The sequence below is a fragment of the Pseudomonas sp. GD03944 genome (assembly GCF_029839275.1).
Lineage (GTDB): Bacteria > Pseudomonadota > Gammaproteobacteria > Pseudomonadales > Pseudomonadaceae > Aquipseudomonas.
Genome location: NZ_JAOCAH010000009.1, coordinates 38,678 through 61,770 on the forward strand (window position 1 = coordinate 38,678; position 23,093 = coordinate 61,770).

Below are 23,093 nucleotides of genomic sequence, written 5' to 3' on the forward strand. Positions count from 1 at the left end.
TCGCTGTCCATGAGGGGCCCGTTTCCATGATGGAGCCCCGTGCCGCGGTGTTATACGGCGTGCGCCGCGGGCTGGCAAACGCCGGCTGCCGTGTTTGCCAACCCGATCGTGGGTCGGCCTTCCGGGCGCGCTTGTAACCGGTGATCAAGCAGCGGCGAGCTGGGGCTGCACCTGGCCCCAGCGTCGCCAGGTGTTGTCATCGTTCAGGCAGTCCAGCAACTGCTGTTGCAGGCGCTGGTAGCGTCGTGGATCGGTTTCCTTGAGCGCACCGATGCTGTGATGCAGGCGCTGCAGGTTGGAGGTGCCGCAGGAACCGATCAGCGTGTGCAGGTCGATGAGCTCAAAGGCGTCTTCCAGGCGCCCGGCATCGATGTAGGCTGTCAGCAGCGTTTCGTTCAAGTGTTCCTCGGCGAGCCCCTGGTCCGCCAGTTCCCTGGCTTGCTCCAGCTCGCCGAACTGAATCAGTGTGGTGGCAAGTTCGTTGTAGTGATACGGCGTGTCCTCGAGATCGTTTTGCTCGTTCAGTTGTTGGCGTACGTGAGCCAACAGCGTTCTTGCCGCCTGTGACTCCCCCAGCTCTTCCAGCAGCAGGCTGTGCGCGATGCGCTCGGGAACACGGTCTTCGGGATCCCGTTCGGCAAGCAGGCGTTCGACCTCTTCCAGGAATTGGCGGACCGACCAACTGTCGCGTTGATTGGGTGGGCGCTTGGCCTGTTCGCGCAGCAGGTGCTGCACGTGGAACAGGCGCATGGAGGGCCATGGCGCGTTGCCTTTTTCACCCGCGAGCAGGCGTTCGGCGTGGCGCGTCAGGCTGGACGCCCAGGAGGGGTGCTTGTCTCGGTGCAGCTCGGCCATCGTCAGCAGGAGCCATTGCCGGCTCACGGGCTCCGCGCCCTGGGCCCGGTCCAGTAGCTGCTGGGCCTGGTGGGTATCGCCACGCTGTGCATGCCAGTCGGCATAGCACTTCAACAGCTCCACATCGCCTTCGAGCGTTCCAACCATCAGCAGCCTATCCATCAGCTCGGGCCGCTGGGCAGCAATGAAGTGGTCGAACAGTTCCTGACGATCAATCCGGTAGGATTTCGAGCGGTCTGCGTCTGCCAGTACGTTCAGCGCGTCGTCATATCGGCCGTGGGCCGCGAGCAGCTTGACGATAGTGAACGTGGGCAGATCGCTGCACTGAGCAAGCTCGAGCAGGCGTGGATAGTGCTGCAAATCGGCCAGCGTTTGCAGGAGGGGGTTCCAGTTGAAATCGAGCGTGGCTTCACGGCGGAGCAGGGCTTCGGCCCTGGCCAGGGTCGCCTCGGCCAGTTCTGGCTGGTCGCAGCCCTGTTGCAGACGGGCCAGCGCCAGAAAGGGTTGTTCGCCACGCTCTTCATTCAGCACAAGGGTATTCAGTGCCTGGCGGGCGTCCTCGATTTTTCCGTCGGCCAGCAGCAGCGTACTGCGCAGTAGCGGTGAACCCATGCGCGTCACGTTGAAGCGCTTCTGCAGCGCGAGTGCCCGATCAGTCTGCCCGGCGCCCACCAACGCCTGCAGCAGCAGCTCCAGCGCATCATCGCGATGGGGCGCGTCGAGGTGCGAGAGCCGCTCGAGGGCTTCTTCTTCCCGATCGAGCAGCAAGAGCGACGGACACAACGAGACGTGGGCAAGTTGCCACGCGTCGCCCCAGAGGGGGGCTGCCAGCTGCAGCCCCAGATCGGGCGCACTGGTTCGCAGCGCGTAAATGCGGTTGATCAGAGTCGCCTCGTCGGGCGTCAGGCTGACCTTCCCGTCTTCCCTCACGATCCGTGGCTCTTCATCCGCGCTGGAAACCGCCCGGATGAGGAAGTAAGCGATAACAGCGAGGATTCCGACGACCAGCTCCATGATGATTTCCTTTTCGATACATCCGTCCGTGAAGGCTCGCCCTGCTCGAGCGGGCCCGTGGCGGTTTATACGGATCGCCGAATGTGCTGGCAACCGCCGGGTCGGCCATTTGCCAACCCGATCTTAGGTCGGCACCCCGAGGGCGATTCGCGATAGACTTGCCCCCTCATTCGACCAGCCAAGAGCTCCTCCATGGCCCTGCCTTCCACGACTTACAAGATCGAGATGAACCTCACCGACATGGACCGCAGCGTCTATGAGAACCTGCGCTTCACCGTGGCCAGGCACCCGTCGGAAACCGAGGAGCGTCTGGCCGCCCGTCTGATCGCCTACGCCCTGTTCTACCACGAGCACCTGGCTTTCGGCCGGGGCCTGTCCGATGTGGACGAGCCGGCACTGTGGGAGAAGAGCCTGGACGACCGCGTGCTGCACTGGATCGAAGTCGGCCAGCCGGACAGCGACCGCATCACCTGGTGCTCGCGTCGTACCGAGAAGTTCAGCCTGGTGGCCTACGGCAACCTGCGCGTGTGGCAGACCAAGGCCCTCGACCCGGTTCGCAGCCTGAAGAACATCAACGTGGTCGCCCTGGGTCAGGAGGCGCTGGCGGAGCTGGCGCTGGACATGCCGCGTTCCCTGAGCTGGAGCGTGATGATCAGCGACGGCGAACTGTTCGTCACCGACGAGCGCGGCCAGCACGAACTGCCCATCGAGTGGCTGGCTGGCCAGCGCTAATGACCGAGTAGGGTGGATGCCGCATTTCGCATCCACTGGCTTTCTGGTGGAACACGCGTCGCGCTGTTCCACTCTACGTGCTCCATGAAACAGACAAGGCTTCCATGCGTATCGAACCCCGCCCGCTTCCTGCCCAATTGCCCGACCTGGGGAACCTGCCACCGCTGTTGACCCGCTTGTACGCGGCACGCGGCGTGCGCTCGCCGGACGAGCTGGACAAGGGGCTGGCGCGGCTGATTCCGTACCAGCAGCTGAAAGGCATCGAGGCGGCGGTCGAGCTGCTGGTGCAGGGGCTGCAGCAGCGTCAGCGGATGCTGATCGTCGGCGACTTCGATGCCGATGGCGCCACCGCCAGCACGGTCGGGGTGCTGGGGCTGCGCATGCTCGGTGCCGCCCACGTCGAGTATTTGGTGCCCAACCGTTTCGAGTACGGCTACGGCCTGACCCCGGAAATCGTCGCCGTGGCCCTGGAGCGCCAGCCGGAGCTGTTGATCACCGTGGACAACGGCATCTCCAGCGTGGACGGCGTGGCTGCGGCCAAGGCCGCCGGGCTCAAGGTGCTGGTGACCGATCACCATTTGCCGGGGCCGGAGCTGCCCAGCGCGGACGCCATCGTCAACCCCAACCAGCCCGGGTGCGCGTTCCCGAGCAAGGCCATGGCCGGGGTGGGGGTGATGTTCTACGTGTTGCTGGCGCTGCGCGCCCGCCTGCGCCAGATCGGCTGGTTCGGGGCCGAGCGCGCCGAGCCGAACCTGGGCGAACTGCTGGACCTGGTGGCCCTGGGCAGCGTGGCCGACGTGGTGCCGCTGGACGCCAACAACCGCATCCTGGTGCACCAGGGCCTGGCGCGGATTCGCGCCGGCAAGGCGCGCCCGGGTCTGCGGGCGATTCTCGAAGTCGCCGGGCGCGATCCTGGCCGCATCACCTCCACCGACCTGGGCTTCATTCTCGGGCCGCGCCTCAACGCCGCCGGCCGCCTGGACGACATGGCCCTGGGCATCGAATGCCTGCTCTGCGACGACGAGGCCCTGGCCCGTGACATGGCCGTGCAACTCGACCAGCTCAACCAGGACCGCAAGGCGATCGAGCAGGGCATGCAGCGCGAGGCCCTGGCCCAGCTCAAGGACCTGCCGCTGGAAGACATGCCCTTCGGCCTGTGCCTGTTCGAGGCGGACTGGCACCAGGGCGTGATCGGCATCCTCGCCTCGCGCCTGAAGGAGCGTTACCACCGGCCGACCATCGCCTTTGCCGATGCCGGGGAGGGCGTCCTCAAGGGCTCGGCCCGCTCGGTGCCGGGCTTCCACATCCGCGATGCGCTGGACGCGGTGGCGGCCAAGCACCCCGGGCTGATCAGCAAGTTCGGCGGGCATGCCATGGCCGCCGGCCTGTCGCTGCCCCAGGAGCATTTCGGTGCGTTCGCCGTGGCCTTCGATGCCGAGGTGCGGCGCCAGCTGTGCGAGGACGACCTGACCGGCCGCCTGCTGTCGGACGGCAGCCTGTCCGTCGAGGAGTTCCACCTGGAGCTGGCCCGGGCGCTGCGTCATGCCGGCCCCTGGGGCCAGCACTTCCCCGAGCCGCTGTTCCACGGCGTGTTCCAGATCGTCAACCAGCGCATCGTCGGCGAGCGCCATCTCAAGCTGGTGCTCAAGACCGAGTGCGGCAGCGTGCAACTCGACGGCATCGCCTTCAACATCGACCGCGACGTCTGGCCCAACCCGACCCTGCGCTGGGCCGAGGTGGCCTACCGGCTCGATCTCAACGAGTTTCGTGGCAACGAGAGCGTGCAGTTGATGGTGGCGCATATCGCGCCACGCTGATTCTCTGCCCGCTGCATCGCGCCCGCCGGCCCCTTGGCGCGGCGCGGGCTACACTCGGACTGGCAACATTTCGACGCACACTCACCACCCATGCCCGAATTTTCGGTGCATGCTCCCGGTCGAATTTTCACCTATTGCCGTCAGGAGACTGCCGATGAATACCCGAGGCTTACTCGATCAATTGCTCAAGTCCGGCCAGGACCTGCTGCAGCAGAAAACCGCTGGCAAATCGTCGGGCGGTGGTCTTGGCGATGTGCTGGGCGGCGCCCTGGGTGGTCGTGGCGGTTCCTCTTCCGGTTCCGGCAACCTTGGCAGCCTGCTGTCCGGTGCTGGCGGCGGTGCGCTGGCAGCCGGGGCGATGGGCTTGCTGCTGGGCAACAAGAAAGCCCGCAAGTTCGGTGGCAAGGCGCTGACCTATGGCGGCCTGGCCGCGCTGGGTGTGATCGCCTACAAGGCCTACGGCAACTGGCAGGCGCAACAGGCCCAGGCGCCCCAGGGCGAGCCGCAGACCCTGGATCGCCTGCCGGCGCCCCAGGTCGAGCAGCACAGCCAGGCCATCCTCAAGGCCCTGGTCGCTGCCGCCAAGGCCGACGGTCACGTCGACGCTCGTGAGCGCCAACTGATCGAAGGCGAGCTGGCCAAGCTGACCCAGGATGTCGACCTCAAGCGCTGGCTTGAAGCCGAGCTGAACAAGCCCCTGGACCCGGCAGACGTGGCGCGTGCCGCCAGCACCCCGGAAATGGCCGCCGAGATGTACATCGCCAGCGTGCTGATGGTCGATGAAGAGCACTTCATGGAGCGCGCCTACCTGGAAGAGCTGGCCCGTCAGCTCAAGCTGGACCCGGCCCTGAAGAGCGAGCTCGAAGCCCAGGTGCGGGTCGAGCTGAACGCCGTCTGATCGAACTAGCAGGGCCGCTATCGATTTCGAACGCGGCCCTGCTGATAGTCGCTATTTACCGATGTCCCTGAGTTGCAATGCTGCGTTGTACAGGGGCGTTCCCGTTTTCCCAGTTCCAGTACGACGTCGAAGTGGTTTTTTTGCGGCGCCTCGAGGAAGCGGCCGGGCAACCCCCTTTCGCACCAAGCCGCCAGGTAGTTTGGCTCTGGCGAACAAATTCTGCCGATTCAAGCGCCCCGTAACTAACCACAAGTTCGCCAGCGCTTCGTGGCAAGTGGAGCAAAGGGCTATTGCGCCGGACTGCTTCAGTATCCAGTTTCATCCAGGTGTTGATGTAGGTCTGCAGTAATGGGTGCAGATCGAAAAGCCCGCTGAACAACAGAGCACCGCGCAGCACATTATCCGGCACGTCGTAATCGGCTCTCCAGTTGTCGGCCAGCAACATGCCGGCCAAGTGTCCTCCTGCTGAACTCCCGCTGACGAACAGGCGCCGGGGATCACCACCGAATGTGGCAACGTTGCTGTGTATCCAGGCCAGGGCACCGCGGCACTGATCGACGAAGTGATCAAGGGTTACCGCAGGGGCCAGGTCGTATTCAAGTACAACCACACAGGCTCCCGCCGCTGTAAGCGCCGGCGCCATGAAGGCCGAGTCGGCCTTGGATAGGGCCCGCCAGTAACCGCCATGAATGAACAGCAACACCGGAGCGTTCCGGCGACTGGCCGGAAAAATGTCCAATCGCTCGGCACTGCCTGGACCATAGGCCACATCCTTGAAACCGTGCAGGCTGGCATGGGCCTGGTCGCTCAGGGTGCGATACAGGCGTGGATACTGATCAAAGTCTGCGACGCTGGTACGAGCAGTCGTACTGCTGGTTGTAATAGGACATCAGAGCGCCGGATTCGCTGAGAACCGTCATCTCAGTCTCCTGTTGGAAGCGTAATTGTGTAGTCGAAAGGCTGTCCGTGTGGCTGCAGGGCCTCATGGCCTGTATTGAGCACGTCAGCGCTGTCTCCCGACGTAGGTCGGTATCGTCGGTTTGTGTAGGTTTGCACTGTTCATACTTCGATAGCGCCACGCAAAGGAACCCGGCGGAGCCTGGTTCCTTTGCGTCGGTTCAATCGAAACGGCCATCCAGCAGCAGGTGTCGCGATATCCGCTTGGCGTCTATTTCGACTTCGATATCCACGACTGGCGGCGAGACGGCATGCAACCCAAGATCACTCGTCAACAGGCCACGTGGCGCTATCAGTGCTTCCAAGGCATGGTGCAGGTCGTGCCGGCTGTAGAGGTTCATGTTTCGCACATCAGCCCAGGTGACACCCATGATCCGTAGCCTGTCCTCCAGGTCGCCAAGCGCAAAACTCAGTTTCTCCAGCAGCGCATCCGGCGAGGTGTCGCCGAGGCGAACGATGTTGTCGCGGTAGTTGGGACGGTCCGGGCATTCGGCGGCGCCGGAGGTAACGAAGTCTGCCACACGCCGCTCCAGACCATCCGGTACGGTGTAGCAGAAGGCGTACAAGCTGGGTTCGGTGGGCGGGTTGTACTGAGGAATCAGGTTGCAGCGCGCGACCGGATTGAGTTCACCCTGGGTCAATCCCCACGTTTTCAAGGGGATGACGTAGGCGAGGTTGAACGCCTTGAACTGCTCTTCCGTCATTGCGGCGGGTGACCGCAGTTCACAGGCACACAGCGCCAGCATCGGCCGTCCCAGCCTCCCGAGATATGCCTCCATGAAGGCAAAGCCTTCAGCCAGCGGAAGAGGCTGGGTCAGCCTCACCCGTTCGATGGCGTATCCGGGTTCGGCGATGACCGCCGACGAATACTTGAATTCTCCCGGAATGAAGCGATAGCCGCCCGCCAAGGATAAAAGCTGGGTCATGTTGTAACTCCTTATCTAGGCCCCACGGATGTGTGGGGCAGTCACGGCCCCTCAGGGAGCCTCCAATCCTGTGGTGGACCGGTAATCGTGCTCGCTGCGCCGCAACAGCACCCAGCCACACAGGAATACCACTACCTGCATGCCGATCAGCAGGCTGAAGCCCGAGTAGAAGCCCGTCACCTCGTTTTCCTGACCGCTGGATACCAGGGTGATCACCCAGCCCATCAGCATCGGCATGAATCCGGAAACCACCGAACCCACCCCATTGACCACGCCGTAGGCGCTGGCGGTATGTTCCGCGCGCGAGAGGTACTGCACACTGCCGGGGATGGCTGCGCCTTGGGTGGCCCAGGAGAAGTTCGCCGCCATCAGGTAGTAGATGGCCTGATAGCCATCGCTGGCATTGATGGCGAGCAGCACGAACAGTGCGACCGCCGAACTGGCCGTCATGAATAGCAGGGGCACCTGGCGACGTTGCAGGTGGTCTATCAGCACTCCGCCACACAGGGTACCGGCCACCATGGCATAGAGGGGCAGCGATACCAGCCAGCCAAGCTCCGAGAGTGCAATACCCCGGGCCTCCTTGAGATAGGTGGGCAGCCAGTTGCTGCTGCCCCACATGTAGGAAAGAAAGGCGCAGGACAACACGGTCAGCACCATCAGGTGGCGGGTATGCATCGCCCCGGTGAACAGGTTGCGCGTATGCCTCAGCACCGCGGTAGGCGACACCTTGCTCACTGTCATGGAATCGTAGGACGCCGGCATGCGAATGAAGGCCAGCACCAGCGGCAGCCCCAGGAGGATGTTCATCACTCCGAGGAACTGGAAGGAAAACACCCAGCCGTAGCTCAGCAGCAGGAAGCCCATCAGGGGGTAGCCCAGCGCCAGGCCGAGTCCGGCGCCCATGTAGATCAACGCGTTCGGTTTGCCGTTTGCGTCTGCCTCGAAGTAGGCCTTCACGTAGGAGCCGGCCAGGGCGAACAACGGCCCTTCCGCCAGGCCCAGCAGCACTCGGGAGAAAAGCAGCAGGCCGAAGCTGCTCATCAAGGGGGAGACGAAGGTGATCAGGCCCCAGAAGCAGAGGCCGTAGATAAGGCTGCGGCGCACACCGAACAACGCCACGCAGAAGGGGGTCAGTACCAAGGAGGAAATGCCGTAGCCGACCATGAAACCGGTGGCCAGCATGCCTTGGTGGGTACGGTCTTCCCCTGCCAGGCCGATGTGCTGCAGAAAGTCTGAATCGGTGATCAACACCGCGATGTTGATACGGTCTATGTAGGCAATGATGATAATGATCAGAAGGCTGATCACGCCGCACCAGCGTGCCGAGCGAAGTTCCATGGGTCGTTTCCTGTTGGCGTGGGGTGAGCCCCGGTTTCAGAACACACGCATGTAGCGCAGTACCAGTTGTGAGCCGGCCGCGCGATTGCGGGCCATGCTCTCGGCGTAGAGGTTGGCGACGAGGCGATTGGGGCCGCTGCGCCATTGCACGCCCGGCCCCAGACCGAGGATGCGTTCCTTCGAGTCCACCTGGGGCTCACCGTTGATGCGGTCATTCGTTATTTGCTGCAGGTGGTAGAGGCCGATGCCCAAGCGCCATTGCGCATTCAGCGCATAGGAAGCGCTCAGGTTGGAGTGCAGCGCCTGGCCGGGCTGGACCGTGCGGACTGTTTCGCGGTGGAGGGTGTGCAGGCGAGTTTCCGGATCATCGCTGCGACCGTTCCAGAGATACATCAGGCGGCCGCTCAGCTCCCAGCGGTCGCTCGTGCGCAGGGTGAAGGCGTAGTAGGGGTTGAGGCTGTAGTAGTCGGTACCCAGGTTGAGCGAGGCATCTCGGTCGTAATCCCCCCAGGGGACGAGTGCGACCAGTGACAGGCGAGAGGCGAACGGTCGGTCGAACAGGCGCCGGTTCAGCCATTGCAGATAGACACCCAGAACGGGGTTGCCCATTCCACGCTTGTGAAGCCGGGCAGGCCCTATTTCCATGTCCATGTCTATCAGCGGTAACAGTACATCGCCGCCGAGGTTGCCACCAAGGAACATATGCGGACTGGTGTACAGGTAGTGCAGTCGGGATACCCACAGGGCTCTGTGATGCTTCAGGTCGCGACGATCACCCTCTGCATCGTAGAGGCGTGAGGCCTCGGTGTAGCTGGTCGTCCATTGGAAGGCGTGGCCAATACCGCCAGCACCGTCCTCGAAACTGGTGCCGCCCAGGTTGATGCCGGGCAATGTCAGGTCGGTTGCCCGGGCTGGCCAGCAGGCCAGTGTCACCAGCAGCAGAAGGAAGCAACGGACAAGAGCAAGGCCACCGACTGCGAATGTCGGGGCAACGAACAGTTGCATCATGGTGATGTCATCCGCACGGCCCGAATGACCGAACCACCTTGATGAGAGGCTGCTGGTCGACTCTCTGCTGGCAGTCGAACGATTGCGAGTAAAGAGTTGGGCACTATTTTTTGTAGTTATTAAGTCGGTTCGGAAAAGCCAGTTTCATGAGTCCGCCCCGCGGCCTGTTTAGATAATTTCTGGGGCTCGAGTGCTGGCATTTTCAGAGCATTTCTTAACGGTGTTTTCCAGGCGCTTCGCCGTTACTGTCCGATATGAGGATGAACGAGGAAGCCCTGCAACTCCGTTTTTGCACTAACCATGCCACGCAAATTATTTTATTTAAGTAATTGAAATTAAAGGATTTTATATATGAAACCCGGTGTGTTCGGACCACCCATGAAACAGGGCTTGACGTGGTAACAGAATGAGTTGGCTGGCGTGTGAGAAATTCTCACGGTAACGCTTGCCAGGGGGCCGATCATTCAGGCCGATTGGGCCGGCAGGCGCGTGGTGGCTGAGTCGCCTCAATCCCGTGTTGCAGTTGTCACCGATGCCGAAAGTTGCCAGTTCGACCAACGTTCGGCGCCTTCATGGGGTGGGCAAGACAGGTAGCGTCATACGCTGCACGGCATCAGGCAGTCATGGCTTGGGTCCGATGCCTGATCTTCGGCCAAGCCTGTTCGCTTGGTATTTGACGCTTGGCCTGAAGAGGGCGGTAGTGCGGGCCGCAGGCGCTTCCAGCGGATACATCAACCATGTCGCATCATTCAGAGGTTGAATCGCATCTGGAGGTCTTTTGTCGCTGGCCGAGGGCAGCTAGTCTCAATGCATCCGATCTGTCGGTCATTGCGAGGACGCCGATGGCACCGTTGCTCCTGGACAGTTACGACTATGTGATCGTGGGGGCCGGCCCGGCCGGTTGCCTGCTCGCCAACCGGCTTTCCGCCGACCCCGGGGTACGGGTGCTGTTGCTCGAAGCGGGCGGCAGCGACTGGCATCCCTGGATTCATGTGCCTGTGGGCTATCTGTATTGCATCGGTAACCCGCGCACCGACTGGTGCTACGACACCGTGGCCGAGCCCGGCCTCAACGGGCGTGCGTTGCGGTATCCGCGGGGGCGGGTGCTGGGGGGCAGTTCCTCCATCAACGGCATGATCTACATGCGTGGCCAGGCGGCCGACTACGACGCCTGGGCGGCCGCGGGCAATCCGGGCTGGGCCTGGAAGGACGTGCTGCCGCTGTTCAAACGCACGGAACATCACTTCGCCGGGGAGTCGGTAGTGCACGGAGCGGCCGGCGAATGGCGGGTCGAGCGTCAGCGCCTGTCCTGGGACCTGCTCGAAGCCTTCCGCCAGGCCGCGGCGCAGAGCGGCATTCCCAGCGTCGAGGACTTCAACGGCGGCGACAACGAAGGGTGCAGCTACTTCCAGGTCAACCAGCGGCGGGGCGTACGCTGGAATGCCTCCAAGGCCTTTCTTCGCGGTATCCGCCAACGGCCCAACCTGCGCGTGCTGACCGGTGCCGAGGTGCAGCGGGTGGTGCTGGCCGACGGCCGTGCCAGCGCGGTACAGGTGCGCTGGCAGGGCACGGAACGGCAGATCGCGACGCAGCGTGAAATCATTCTCTGCGCCGGCGCCATCGGCACGCCGACGCTGTTGCAGCGTTCGGGCATCGGCCCTCGGGCCTTGCTGCAGCGCCTGGGTATCGGCGTGCAGCATGAGCTGGCCGGCGTGGGCGGCAACCTGCAGGACCACTTGCAGTTGCGCCTGGTCTACCGGGTCAGCGGGGTGAAGACCCTCAACCAGGTTGCCGGCAGCCTGTGGGGCAAGCTGGGCATGGGCCTGGAGTACCTGTTCAATCGCAGCGGGCCGCTGGCCATGGCGCCGAGCCAGTTGGGCGCGTTCGCCCGCTCCAGCTCCGAGCAGCCGACGCCCAACCTGCAGTACCACGTGCAGCCCCTGTCGCTGGAGCGGTTCGGCGAGCCTTTGCACGGCTTCCCGGCGTTCACCGCGTCGGTGTGCAACCTGCGCCCGCACAGTCGCGGCCGGGTGGAGATTCGCTCTCTCGGGGTCAACGACACGCCATTGATCCAGCCCAACTACCTGAGCGACGAGCGCGACCTGGACGTGGCGGCCGATGCCATCCGCTTGACCCGGCGCATCGTCGCGGCGCCCGCCCTGTCGGCGTACCGGCCGGAAGAATACAAGCCGGGCCCGGACTACCAGGAGGCCGAGGGATTGCGAGAGGCGGCGCGGGACATCGGCACGACGATCTTCCACCCGGTCGGCACCTGCAAGATGGGCAGCGGGGCGGAGGCGGTGGTCGACGCGCAACTGCGCGTACACGGCATCCCGGGGTTGCGGATCGCCGATGCGTCGATCATGCCGCGCATCGTCTCTGGCAACACCTGCTCACCGGTGGTGATGATCGCCGAGAAGGCGGCGCAGCTGATCCTCAACGGGGCGGCCCCGGTAGCGGTGGTGTCGCCCGTTGCCGCGCGGGAGGCCGAGCCGGTCAGATAACGCCGTGCTCGGTGTCCGGGGTGCTGTCGCGGACGCGCCGGGGGTGGAATTCCACGCGGTTCCTGCCGGCATGCTTGGCGCGGTACAGCGCCTGGTCGGCCAGTTCCAGCACCTCGCTGAGGTTGCTGCTGTCCAGCGGCCACAAGGCGCCGCCGATGCTGCAGCCGACCTGGGCGGTCTGCCCGTTGAGGTCGACGGGTGAACTCAGGGCCTTGAGGGCGCGTTCGGCGATCAGCCCCGCCTGCTGCTGGGCGTCGCTGCTCGGGACCTGCAGCACCATCAGGAATTCGTCCCCGCCGAGGCGGGCCACCAGGTCGCCCTCGCGCAGGCAGGCGCGCAGGCGAACGGCCATTTCCCGCAGCAACTGGTCGCCGGCGGTGTGGCCGTGCTGGTCGTTGATCGGCTTGAAACCGTCGAGGTCGAGGTAGAGCAGGGCCAGGCAGTTCTGCGCTGCCTGGGCACGCTGCTGCGCGCGGGGCAGGTATTTTTCCAGGGCCACGCGGTTCGGCAGGCCGGTCAGCGGGTCATGGTGGGCGAGGTTCTCCATGGCGCCCAGGGCGGTCTGCTGGTGGGTCAGGCTTTCCACCAGGTGGCGGATCGACTGGCTCAGCAGCTCGACCTCGTGGGTGCCTTTGATGTCCGGGATCACCGCGATTTCCCCCGCGCTCAGGCGGTCGGCCGCCACGGCGATCTGCCGCAGCGGGCGCGTGAAGTAGCCGGCCAGCAGCCAGCCGACGAAGGCGAACAGCAGGGCCAAGGCGCTGCCCCACAGCAGGATAGTCGCCATCAGCTCGTGGGCCGGGGCGTAGGCTTCCTCCACCGATTGCCGGGCGACCACGGTCCAGCCCAGGCCGGCGTAGTCCTCGTGCCCCTGGCTGTTGGCGAAACCGGTCAGGTAGGTCTTGCCGTCGGGCCATTCCTCCACCGTCCAGGCGTGGTCCGACGGCGCCAGGGCTTCCAGGTGCAGGCGCTGGCCGATCATTTCCTTGGGCGCCAGCAGCACGGTGCGGTCCTGGCTGATTACGAAGAACTCGACGTTGCGCCGCTTCTGCATCGGTTCGAGGATCGACAGGCGCACCTCGTCGGCCCAGGTCCAGGACAGGTGGCTGGCCAGCACGCCGCTCAGGCTGCCGTCGGCGGCGAACACCGGCAGGCTGATGTCGACGAACTTCATGGCTTCCCCGGTCGGGTTGGGCAGCAGCTTGGCCAGCAGCACCGCTTCGTGCACGTCGCCGACGAACAGGCCTTTCTTGCCTTCCAGGTAGACCGGGCGCTGGGCGATGCTGGCGCCTTCCAGCACGCCATCGCTGGAAGCCAGCACGGTGCCTGCCGGGTCGGTGAAGCCGACCCAGGCGATGCTCGGGAATTCGGTCTGCAGGCGGTCGAGCAGGACCCGGATCTCGACGATGTCGTCCGGCTCGCTCAGGGCACGCAGCTTGCCGATCACCTGGAGCATGCCGGCGCGGCTTTCCATGTCGCGGTCCAGACGGTCGATCATCATGTACGACAGCTCCGCCAGGTCCCGCCCCACTTCCTCGCGAATGCGCTGGCTCGAATCCAGGCCGATCAGGGTGCCGAGCAGCCAGCTGAGACCGCCGACCAGCAGGGCGATCAGAATGGCGAAACGGCTGCGCAAGCTGTGCGATAGGCGCATGGCACGAAGGCTCCTGTGGGCGATCCTTGCTGGACGTGTGCCGCTGAGTATAGTGCGCCGCCGGTCCGTGTGACTGTGAATCGGCGCCGCTTGCGGGCTGCAAGGCGCGCAACGAGTGAGGTATACTCGCCGGCTTTTCCGAACGTTTTACCTGCGAGTGTCGCCAGCCATGGAAATCAATCCGATCCTGAACACCATCAAGGACCTCACCGAGCGTTCCCAGTCCATTCGGGGGTATCTTTGACTACGATCACAAGCATGATCGTCTCGTCGAAGTAAACCGCGAACTGGAAGACGCCGCCGTCTGGAACAAGCCCGAGTACGCTCAGGCGCTGGGCCGCGAGCGCGCGATGCTGGCACAGGTCGTCGAGACCCTGGACAAGCTGTCCGGCGGTCTGGCCGATTGCCGCGACCTGCTGGACATGGCCGTCGAAGAGAACGATGAAAGTGCCGTGGCTGACGTGGTCACCGAGCTGCAGGGCCTGGAAGATGCCCTGGCGACGCTCGAGTTCCGCCGCATGTTCAGTGGCGAGATGGACCCGAACAACGCCTACCTGGACATCCAGGCCGGTTCCGGTGGCACCGAAGCCCAGGACTGGGCCAACATCCTGCTGCGCATGTACCTGCGCTGGGCCGACAAGCGTGGCTTCGATGCCACCATCATCGAACTGTCCGAAGGTGAAGTCGCCGGCATCAAGGGTGCCACCGTGCACATCAAGGGCGAGTACGCCTTCGGCTGGCTGCGCACCGAGATCGGCGTGCACCGCCTGGTGCGCAAGAGCCCGTTCGACTCCGGTGCCCGTCGCCACACCTCGTTCTCGGCCGTGTTCGTCTCGCCGGAGATCGATGACAAGGTCGAGATCGACATCAACCCGTCCGACCTGCGCATCGACACCTACCGCTCCTCGGGCGCCGGTGGTCAGCACGTCAACACCACCGACTCGGCGGTCCGTATCACCCACGTACCGACCAACACCGTGGTGGCGTGCCAGAACGAACGCTCCCAGCACGCCAACAAGGACACCGCCATGAAAATGCTGCGGGCCAAGTTGTACGAGCTGGAGATGCAGAAGCGCAACGCCGCGTCCCAGGCGCTGGAAGACAGCAAGTCCGACATCGGCTGGGGCCACCAGATCCGCTCCTACGTGCTCGATGACTCGCGCATCAAGGACCTGCGTACCGGCGTCGAGCGCAGCGACTGCCAGAAGGTCCTCGACGGCGACCTCGACGAGTACCTGGAAGCGAGCCTCAAGAAGGGCCTGTAAGCCACGTCAGCAAGAGCCGGTGCGCCGGCTCTCGATCATTCATACCGCACCACCCGCCAGGCAGACCGAAGACCATGAGCGACCAACAACTCGACCAACATGAACTGCAACAGGAAGAAAACAAGCTGATTGCCCAGCGCAAGGAAAAGCTTGCTGCCGTGCGCGAGCAGGGCAATGCCTTCCCGAACGATTTCCGCCGTGACAGCTACTGCGCGGACCTGCAGAAACAGTACGTCGACAAGACCAAGGAAGAGCTGGAAGCCGCCGCCATCCCGGTCCGGGTTGCCGGTCGCATCATGCTCAACCGGGGTTCGTTCATGGTGATCCAGGACATGACCGGTCGCATCCAGGTCTACGTCAACCGCAAGACCCTGCCGGAAGAGACCCTGGCCCAGGTCAAGACCTGGGACATGGGCGACATCATCGCCGCCGAAGGCACCCTGGCCCGTTCCGGCAAGGGCGACCTGTACGTCGAGATGACCAACGTGCGCCTGCTGACCAAGTCGCTGCGCCCGCTGCCGGACAAGCACCACGGCCTGACCGACACCGAGCAGCGCTACCGCCAGCGCTACGTCGACCTGATCGTCAACGAAGAAACCCGCCACACCTTCCGCGTTCGTTCGCAGGTGATCGCGCACATCCGCAAGTTCCTCGCCGAGCGTGATTTCCTCGAAGTGGAAACGCCGATGCTGCAGACCATCCCCGGCGGTGCGGCGGCCAAGCCGTTCGAAACCCATCACAACGCCCTGGACATGGCCATGTTCCTGCGCATCGCGCCGGAGCTGTACCTCAAGCGGCTTGTTGTTGGCGGGTTTGAAAAGGTATTCGAGATCAACCGCAACTTCCGTAACGAAGGCGTTTCGACCCGGCACAACCCCGAGTTCACCATGCTCGAGTTCTACCAGGCCTACGCCGACTACGAAGACAACATGGACCTGACCGAGGAACTGTTCCGCGAGCTGGCGCAGCTGGTCCTGGGCAGTACCGACGTGCCATACGGCGACAAGGTGTTCCACTTCGGCGAGCCGTTCGCGCGCCTGTCGGTCTTCGACTCGATCCTCAAGTACAACCCGGACATCACCGCCGACGACCTCAACGATGTCGAGAAGGCCCGTGCCATCGCCAAGAAGGCTGGCGCCAAGCTGCTCGGCCATGAAGGCCTGGGCAAGCTGCAGGTGATGATTTTCGAAGAACTGGTCGAGCACAAGCTGGAGCAGCCGCACTTCATTACCGAGTACCCGTTCGAGGTGTCGCCGCTGGCGCGCCGCAACGACAACAACCCCAACGTCACCGACCGCTTCGAGCTGTTCATCGGCGGCCGCGAGATCGCCAACGCCTACTCCGAGCTCAATGACGCCGAAGACCAGGCCGAGCGTTTCCTGGCCCAGGTGGCCGAGAAGGACGCGGGCGACGACGAGGCCATGCACTTCGACGCCGACTTCGTTCGTGCCCTGGAGTACGGCATGCCGCCAACCGCCGGTGAGGGCATCGGCATCGACCGCCTGGTGATGCTGCTGACCAATTCGCCGTCGATTCGCGACGTGATTCTGTTCCCGCACATGCGCCCTCAAGCCTGACGTTGAAAAAAGCCGCCTCCGGGCGGCTTTTTGTTGTGCGGTATTGGACTTATCCTGTCTGTGGATGCCGTTGTCCGATTGCGTCAGAGGACTGTCTTGCCGTGACTCGTACTCAAGCCAAAGAAAGCGCCACCACCGTTGCCAACGCCGTTGCCGAGAGCGTTCAGTACCAGGGCCGCAAGGCCAGCCGCCAGGGCAGCGAGCAACGCCGCCAGGCCATCCTCGATGCCGCCATGCGCATCATCGTCCGTGACGGGGTGCGTGCCGTGCGCCACCGAGCGGTCGCCGCCGAGGCCGAAGTGCCGCTGTCGGCCACCACCTATTACTTCAAAGACATCAACGACCTGATCACCGACACCTTCGCCCGTTTCGTCGAGCGCAGTGCGGCGCACATGGCGGACTTCTGGAGCAGCACCCAGGGCCTGCTCCAGGAACAGGTCAGCCGCCTGGATGGCAGCACCGAGTCGCGCCGCCGGCTGGCCGACGAGATCGCCCGGGTGGCGGTGGAGTACGTTCGCCACCAGTTGCTGACCCGTCGCGAGCACCTGCTGGCCGAGCAGGCCTTCCAGCAGGAGGCGCTGCTCAACCCGCGTCTGCACGAGTTGGTGAAGGCGCACCGGCAGATTCTGCAGCAGGGTGTGACGCAGTTCTTCGAAGTGCTGGGTTCGCAGGAGCCCGAGCAGGATGCCAAGCTATTGACGGCTATTATCCTGCGGATGGAGTATCAGGGCCTGCTCGACGGCGTCGAACACCTGGACAACGAAGGCATGCTGGCCATTCTTAGACGCTACATGCACATGGTGCTGGGGCTTTGACCGGCCACCGTGTCGCACGCTCGATCGATCGCAATACAGGGGCATCCGCCAGGCCTTGGGGCCGGGCGTGATGCAGGCTGTGGGTAAATGGATATCCGGACCGCTGCACTAAGGAGCAAACGATGAACGCCTGGCGTGTATTGGTCGCCGTGTCATTCCTGTTGTTGAGTGGTTGCCTGGTCACGTTCAAGGATCCGATCCCCGCCAATGAGGCGGCCCCCATACCGCTGCTGGGCGAATGGGCGCGCAAGAACGAATGGGGCGAGCAGCAGTACCTGGAAATCATCCGGGCCGGCTCCAACGTCTACAAGGCCAAGACCTATGAAGACAGCCCGGAGAACCTGGAAGGCCTCACCGAATACAGCTTCACCGTCTCCCACCATGGGCGGCGTTGGTACCTGTCGGCGGGCCTGCCGAAGAGCCTGGGGGCGAACTTCGCCATCGCCGGTTTCGAGCTGACCACCGACAACGAGCTGGTCATCTACAACCTCGACGTCGACCGGGTCCTGCAGGAGCTGGAACAGGGGCAACTGGAAGGGGCGGTGGTCGACACCCCCCATGGCGACGGTGCGCTGATCACCAGCCCGCTGGACAAGGTCTTCGCCTACCTGGATGACCAGGCCAATTCCGACGTCTTCATCGAGGTGGCGCGTTATCAGCGGGTCGGGCCGTGAGCGCCCTGACCGCAACATCGAGGGTGTGATGAACAGTCACCAAGAGCTGGACGACTACCAACTGATCGTGCGGGCGCTGTCCGACCGTATCGTCGAGGCGCAAACTCCGATCCGCGTGCTGGACGCGGTGAAGTGGGGCGACAACGTGCGCAAGGCGTTCCTCAAGGACAAGGGCCGCGAGCTGCCGGCCATCGACCGGGCCTACTACGAGGCGAGGCCACTGGCGTTCGACCCGGCGGCGAAGAAGCTCGAACTGCAGAACATCGAGCGCGACATCACCCGCCAGCTCGGCCAGTTCAACCCGGTCGGGCAGATCATGCGGCGCATGTGCCGCGAATACCGCATGGTGATCCGCATGCTCGAGGCCCGGGGCACCCCGGATTTCGGCCTGATCTCCCAGGAGCTCTACGGCGCGGCCTCCGACGCCTTCCATGCCGGCGACCCAACCCTGGCCGACCTCGGCCTGATGTTCTCCGACTACCTGAACAAGATCGATGACCGTGGCGACCTCAAGGACGAACCCAAGACCCTGACCGCCAAGGATGCCGTGCAGCTGTTGCAAAGCCGGCTGAACCTGGTGTTCGGCGAGGAGGAGGGCACCATCCGGGTGTTCGAGTCCGACGGTATCCTGGCCGATGCGGCCGCCGGGGCCGACTACATCAAGATCCGCGCCGATGCGATGTTCAACGAACGTGACGTCAAGGCGCTGGAAGTGCATGAAGGGCTGGTGCACGTCGCCACCACCCTGAATGGCCAGAACCAGCCGATCTGCACCTTTCTGGCCAAGGGGCCTCCCTCGTCCACCGTGACCCAGGAAGGCCTGGCGATCCTCATGGAGGTCATCGCCTTCGCCTCCTACCCGACCCGCCTGCGCAAGCTGACCAACCGCACCCGCGCGATCCACATGGCCGAGCAGGGCGCGGATTTCATTCAGGTCTGCGATTTCTACCGCGAGCAGGGCTTCAGCCTGGAGCAGAGCTACAGCAATGCCAGTCGCGCCTTCCGCGGCTCCAGCCCCACCGGCCTGCCTTTCACCAAGGACCTGTCCTACCTGAAAGGCTTCATCATGATCTACAACTACATCCAGCTCGCCGTGCGCAAGGGCAAGCTGGAGCAGATCCCCTTGCTGTTCTGCGGCAAGACCACCCTCGAAGACATGCGCACCCTGCGCCAACTGGTCGATGAAGGCCTGGTGACCGCGCCCAAGTACCTGCCCCAGCAGTTCCGCGACCTCAACTCGCTGTCGGCCTGGATGTGCTTCTCCAACTTCCTCAACCACCTGAGCCTGGACCGCATCGAAGCGGACTACGCCAATATCCTCTGATTCGCGCCGCTCCGGCGCTGCAGCAACCACGTACAGGGAGTACGACATGGAACACTCGGTTTTCGAGCGGCAAGGACAGCTTACGGATCGGACCATCAGCCCGGGGGCCTACAACCTGGTCATTGGCCTGACCCTGCTCTGGGGCTTTCTGATCAACTGGTGGATGGTCGATACGATCAGCACCGAATGGATACGCAGCATCAACAGCTGGGTGTTCTTCGGTGGCTACTTCGCGTGCTGCATGTTCGGCATCTACCTGTTCAGCCGTTCGACCCATCCGCTGGTGAGTTTCCTGGGCTACAACCTGGTGGTCGTGCCGTTCGGGCTGATCATCAACCTGGTGGTCAGTCGCTACGACCCGAGCCTGGTGCTGGAGGCGATCCGCATCACCGCCCTGGTGACGGTGGCAATGATGGTACTGGGCACGCTGTTTCCGGCGTTCTTCGAGCGGATCGCCTCGGCGTTAACCGTGGCGTTGCTGCTGGTGATCATCGTGGAGCTGGTGGAAATCTTCGTGTTCGGCATCCACCATGGCATCCTCGACTGGATCGTGGTGCTGATCTTCTGCGGTTACATTGGCTATGACTGGGGGCGCGCCAACCAGATTCCGAAGACCCTGGACAACGCGATCGACAGCGCCGCTGCGCTCTACATGGACATCATCAACCTGTTCCTGCGCATTCTGCGGATACTCGGACGCAAATGATCGGCCGGTTACGCGGTCTGTTTCGGGTAACCCATACTGCCGTTCACCTGTGAACGAAGCCTGACCAGCCCGGGTCAACCCGGGACCTGAAGCCCAAGGAGACCCGTACATGCCCAGCCATCAACTCGACTATGAAATCCTCGGCGCGTCGGCGCAGTCCGTGGAGATCATCCTCGACCCCGGTGAAACGGTGATCGCCGAGGCCGGCGCGATGAACTACATGACCGACGGTGTGCGCTTCGAAACGCGCATGGGCGACGGTGCCGCCAGCGGTGTGCTGGGCAAGCTGTGGGGGGCGGGCAAGCGCCTGCTCACCGGCGAGTCGCTGTTCATGACCCACTTCTCCAACGCCGGCAAGCAGCAGGCGCGGGTGGCGTTCGCGGCGCCATACCCGGGCACCGTGGTGCCGATCCAGCTGGCGGAGGTCGGCGGCACGCTGATCTGCCAGAAGGACGCCTTTCTCTGCGCGGCCCACGGCACGTCCATCGGCATCAGTTTCAACAAGCGCCTGGGAGCCGGGTTCTTCGGCGGTGAAGGGTTCATCCTGCAGAAGCTCCAGGGCGATGGCCTGGCCTTCGTGCACGCGGGCGGCACGGTCATCCGCAAGCAGCTGAACAACGAGACCCTGCGCCTGGACACTGGCTGCCTGGTGGGCTTCACCAGCGGCATCGATTACGACATCGCCCTGGCCGGCGGCCTGCGCAGCATGCTGTTCGGCGGCGAAGGCATCCTGCTGGCGACCCTCAAGGGCACCGGCACGGTATGGATTCAGAGCCTGCCGTTCTCCCGACTGGCCGAGCGGGTGTACGAGGCCACCTTCCGCGCGCGCGAGGAAGTACGCGCCGGCGGCAAGCAATGATCCGCGCCCTCGGCCTGCTGCTGGCCAGCCTGCTCCTGTCGGGGTGCAGCGGGCTGCTGTTCTACCCGGAGCGCGGCCTGCCGTTCACCCCGGAACGGGCGAAGCTGGAATACCGTGACGTGACCCTGCAGGCCGAGGATGGCACGCGCCTGCATGGCTGGTGGCTGCCGGTGAAGGAGGGCGTTGCCTTGAAGGGCACCGTGCTGCACCTGCACGGCAATGGCGGCAACCTGGCGACCCACCTGGGCGGCAGTTGGTGGCTGCCGGAGCAGGGCTACCAGGTCCTGATGCTGGATTACCGCGGCTACGGCCGGTCCGAGGGCAAACCGAGCCTGCCGGCGGTCTACCAGGACATCGAAGCCGCCTTCACCTGGCTGGAGCAGGCGCCGGAAACCCAAGGGGTACCGCTGGTGGTGCTGGGGCAAAGCCTGGGCGGCGCACTGGCCGTGCATTACCTGGCCGAGCACCCGCAGCAGCGGGCGAAGCTGTCGGCCCTGGTGCTCGATGGCGTACCGGCCAGCTACCGCGACAGCGCCCGCTATGCGCTGAGCACCGGCTGGCTGACCTGGCCGTTGCAGGTGCCCCTGAGCTGGCTGATACCGGACGGCGACAGCGCGATCCGCGCGGTGTCGCGGCTCGACGGATTGCCCCTGCTGCTCTACCACAGCCTTGACGATGACATCGTGCCGCTTTCCAATGGCGTGCGCTTGTATCAAGCTGCGCCCGCGCCACGGTTGTTCCAGCCAACCCGTGGCGGGCATGTACAAACCTTTGCCGACCCGACGTGGCGCCAGGTCATGCTGCTGTTCATGAGCGATCCGCGCGGTTTCACTGGCCTGCGTCGTCTGGCTGAAGTCCCCAATCCTGAGAGTCCACAATGAGCGAACGCAATCCCATCCCTCTGATCCTCACCGGTATCGGCAGCATCTGCGCCACGGTGGCGGTGCTCGGCTATTACGGCTACCTGCACATCGCCAAGCCCGAAGATGCGTTGCTGCTGTCGGAATTCACCATGCTCAAGACCATCCCGGGCGAGGACTACAAGGTGTCGCTCAAGCCTGCCAGCCAGGTGGCGCAGTGCATCGATGGGATCGTGGTGCTGTTCGACATGGAGCAGAAAGGCCTGTCCGGGGTGCTGGTCGATCAGCGCAAGCAGGCCGTGCGCTGCACCGGCGGCATGGGCGGCGCGGCCCAGTAAGGGCCGGCGGTCCTGTCTGCTGACCGCCGGGCTTGCGGCCAAGGCCGCTCCTACAGTTATGTAGAAGTATCCGGGCCGACATGCACCCATGAAAAAGCCCCGCCGAAGCGGGGCTTTTCACTATCGGACAGTACTCAGCCCTGACCCATCGACGAGCGCGGGGCGACCGGCTTCGAGTCATTGGAGATGGTCACTTCCACGCGACGGTTCATGGCACGGCCCGAGGCGTCGCTGTTGCTGGCGACCGGGTATTCCTTGCCATAGCCCTGGGCGACGATGCGCTCGGGGGACACGCCCATTTTCACCAGGGCGGTGCGTACCGCGTTGGCGCGGCGCTCCGACAGGCTCTGGTTATAGGCGGCCGAACCGGTGCTGTCGGTGTAGCCCTCGATGATCACCTGGCGCTCCGGGTTCTCCTGGAGGAAGGTTGCCAGTTTATTCACGTTGCCCAGGCCGTTGGTCTTCAGCTCCGAGCGGTCGACGTCGAACAGCACGTCACCGAAGGTCACCAGGGTGCCGCGCTCGGTCTGCTTGGCCTGCAGGTCCATCTGCAACTTGCGGATCTGCTGGTCGCGGGCGTCGAGGCGAGCCTGGGCGCGCTGGGCCGCGGTCTGCTCCAGGTTCTGCTCGGCGGTGCGCAGGGCGATGGTCTGGCGGGCGACTTCGACGCGCTGGGTGGTGAGGTACGACAGCTGGTCGACCTTCTTCTCGTCGGCGTCGTTGCGGTAGGCCTGCTCGGCCTTGTCGAGCATGTCGCTCGCGTCCTTGGTTTCCAGCGCCGCCAGCTTGCTGGCCTGCGGGTCTGTCTGCAGGGTCGCGTAGTTGCTGCGGGCCTGTTCCAGGTTGACGTTGGGCTGCGAAGAACAGGCGGCAAGTCCAACGCTCAGGGCCAGCAGGGCGGGGATCATCACTTGATTACGCATGGTCGGGTCATCCTTTATCGATAGGTGGAGTCAGTGCGCGTCGGGG

Annotated in this window: 20 protein-coding genes; 13 read left to right on the plus strand and 7 right to left on the minus strand. The window is 64.0% G+C overall.

Translation table 11 applies throughout. The annotated features are described in order from the left end of the window. Positions 1 to 144 precede the first annotated feature (144 nt). Positions 145 to 1,869 (minus strand): hypothetical protein, encoded by a 1,725-nt coding sequence (locus tag N5C28_RS15065; protein ID WP_279823484.1) that lies wholly within the window; start codon positions 1,867 to 1,869, stop codon positions 145 to 147. Between the two features lie 192 nt (positions 1,870 to 2,061). On the opposite strand from N5C28_RS15065, the gene N5C28_RS15070 reads away from it, so the two are divergent. From N5C28_RS15070 to N5C28_RS15080, 3 genes are all read left to right on the plus strand, one after another. Further along, positions 2,062 to 2,601 carry a YaeQ family protein gene (locus N5C28_RS15070; RefSeq protein WP_279823485.1) on the plus strand — a complete coding sequence of 180 codons (540 nt, stop codon included), beginning with the start codon at positions 2,062 to 2,064 and terminating at the stop codon, positions 2,599 to 2,601. A gap of 104 nt (positions 2,602 to 2,705) precedes the next feature. Next, complete coding sequence (recJ, locus tag N5C28_RS15075; protein ID WP_279823486.1) at positions 2,706 to 4,418, plus strand: single-stranded-DNA-specific exonuclease RecJ; 1,713 nt, start codon at positions 2,706 to 2,708, stop codon at positions 4,416 to 4,418. 154 nt (positions 4,419 to 4,572) lie between these two features. Then, complete coding sequence (locus N5C28_RS15080) at positions 4,573 to 5,316, plus strand: tellurite resistance TerB family protein (protein ID WP_279823488.1); 744 nt, start codon at positions 4,573 to 4,575, stop codon at positions 5,314 to 5,316. 55 nt (positions 5,317 to 5,371) lie between these two features. Here N5C28_RS15080 and N5C28_RS15085 read toward each other — a convergent pair whose 3' ends face one another. From N5C28_RS15085 to N5C28_RS15100, 4 genes are all read right to left on the minus strand, one after another. Then, positions 5,372 to 6,019, minus strand: coding sequence for an alpha/beta hydrolase (locus N5C28_RS15085; RefSeq protein WP_279823489.1), 648 nt, complete (start codon positions 6,017 to 6,019; stop codon positions 5,372 to 5,374). 415 nt (positions 6,020 to 6,434) lie between these two features. Continuing rightward, on the minus strand, positions 6,435 to 7,199 hold the full coding sequence (locus N5C28_RS15090) for a hypothetical protein (protein WP_279823491.1): 765 nt from the start codon (positions 7,197 to 7,199) through the stop codon (positions 6,435 to 6,437). A 51-nt stretch (positions 7,200 to 7,250) separates the two neighbouring features. Further along, positions 7,251 to 8,540, minus strand: coding sequence for an MFS transporter (locus N5C28_RS15095; protein ID WP_279823494.1), 1,290 nt, complete (start codon positions 8,538 to 8,540; stop codon positions 7,251 to 7,253). Positions 8,541 to 8,576: 36 nt separating this feature from the next. Continuing rightward, positions 8,577 to 9,548 carry a transporter gene (locus tag N5C28_RS15100; RefSeq protein ID WP_279823496.1) on the minus strand — a complete coding sequence of 324 codons (972 nt, stop codon included), beginning with the start codon at positions 9,546 to 9,548 and terminating at the stop codon, positions 8,577 to 8,579. Between the two features lie 842 nt (positions 9,549 to 10,390). On the opposite strand from N5C28_RS15100, the gene N5C28_RS15105 reads away from it, so the two are divergent. Beyond that, the gene (locus tag N5C28_RS15105; RefSeq protein ID WP_279823497.1) at positions 10,391 to 12,052 is read left to right on the plus strand and encodes a GMC family oxidoreductase N-terminal domain-containing protein; all 1,662 of its coding nucleotides are present in this window, start codon (positions 10,391 to 10,393) and stop codon (positions 12,050 to 12,052) included. On the opposite strand, the gene N5C28_RS15110 is transcribed toward N5C28_RS15105, so the two are convergent. Beyond that, positions 12,045 to 13,706 carry a GGDEF domain-containing protein gene (locus tag N5C28_RS15110; RefSeq protein WP_279823498.1) on the minus strand — a complete coding sequence of 554 codons (1,662 nt, stop codon included), beginning with the start codon at positions 13,704 to 13,706 and terminating at the stop codon, positions 12,045 to 12,047. The genes N5C28_RS15105 and N5C28_RS15110 overlap by 8 nt on opposite strands. Positions 13,707 to 13,875: 169 nt before the next feature. Here N5C28_RS15110 and prfB point away from each other — a divergent pair. The 9 genes from prfB to N5C28_RS15155 all read left to right on the plus strand — a co-directional run bounded on the left by prfB (position 13,876) and on the right by N5C28_RS15155 (position 22,124). Then, a protein-coding gene (prfB, locus tag N5C28_RS15115) for a peptide chain release factor 2 (protein WP_279823499.1) occupies positions 13,876 to 14,971 on the plus strand; the annotation gives its coding sequence in 2 pieces (ribosomal slippage) (positions 13,876 to 13,947 and positions 13,949 to 14,971; 1,095 coding nt in all). A 74-nt stretch (positions 14,972 to 15,045) separates the two neighbouring features. After that, positions 15,046 to 16,548, plus strand: coding sequence for a lysine--tRNA ligase (gene lysS, locus N5C28_RS15120; RefSeq protein WP_279823501.1), 1,503 nt, complete (start codon positions 15,046 to 15,048; stop codon positions 16,546 to 16,548). Between the two features lie 101 nt (positions 16,549 to 16,649). Beyond that, the gene (locus N5C28_RS15125) at positions 16,650 to 17,363 is read left to right on the plus strand and encodes a TetR family transcriptional regulator (RefSeq protein ID WP_279823503.1); all 714 of its coding nucleotides are present in this window, start codon (positions 16,650 to 16,652) and stop codon (positions 17,361 to 17,363) included. A gap of 122 nt (positions 17,364 to 17,485) precedes the next feature. Beyond that, positions 17,486 to 18,037: a hypothetical protein gene (locus N5C28_RS15130; protein ID WP_279823504.1), complete on the plus strand. Its 552-nt coding sequence runs from the start codon at positions 17,486 to 17,488 to the stop codon at positions 18,035 to 18,037. A 28-nt stretch (positions 18,038 to 18,065) separates the two neighbouring features. Beyond that, positions 18,066 to 19,361, plus strand: coding sequence for a flavohemoglobin expression-modulating QEGLA motif protein (locus N5C28_RS15135; RefSeq protein WP_279823505.1), 1,296 nt, complete (start codon positions 18,066 to 18,068; stop codon positions 19,359 to 19,361). A gap of 46 nt (positions 19,362 to 19,407) precedes the next feature. Further along, positions 19,408 to 20,067: a Bax inhibitor-1 family protein gene (locus tag N5C28_RS15140; protein ID WP_279823507.1), complete on the plus strand. Its 660-nt coding sequence runs from the start codon at positions 19,408 to 19,410 to the stop codon at positions 20,065 to 20,067. Positions 20,068 to 20,176: 109 nt separating this feature from the next. Next, complete coding sequence (locus N5C28_RS15145; protein ID WP_279823508.1) at positions 20,177 to 20,926, plus strand: TIGR00266 family protein; 750 nt, start codon at positions 20,177 to 20,179, stop codon at positions 20,924 to 20,926. Beyond that, entirely contained in the window at positions 20,926 to 21,807 is an 882-nt protein-coding gene (locus N5C28_RS15150) for an alpha/beta hydrolase (protein ID WP_279823746.1), read from the plus strand. The genes N5C28_RS15145 and N5C28_RS15150 overlap by 1 nt, the downstream gene beginning before the upstream one ends. Continuing rightward, positions 21,804 to 22,124 (plus strand): hypothetical protein, encoded by a 321-nt coding sequence (locus tag N5C28_RS15155; protein WP_279823509.1) that lies wholly within the window; start codon positions 21,804 to 21,806, stop codon positions 22,122 to 22,124. The genes N5C28_RS15150 and N5C28_RS15155 overlap by 4 nt, the downstream gene beginning before the upstream one ends. Positions 22,125 to 22,258: 134 nt before the next feature. Here the strand turns inward: N5C28_RS15155 and N5C28_RS15160 are convergent, their stop codons facing one another. Further along, the gene (locus N5C28_RS15160; RefSeq protein ID WP_279823510.1) at positions 22,259 to 23,047 is read right to left on the minus strand and encodes an OmpA family protein; all 789 of its coding nucleotides are present in this window, start codon (positions 23,045 to 23,047) and stop codon (positions 22,259 to 22,261) included. Between the last annotated feature and the right edge of the window lie 46 nt (positions 23,048 to 23,093).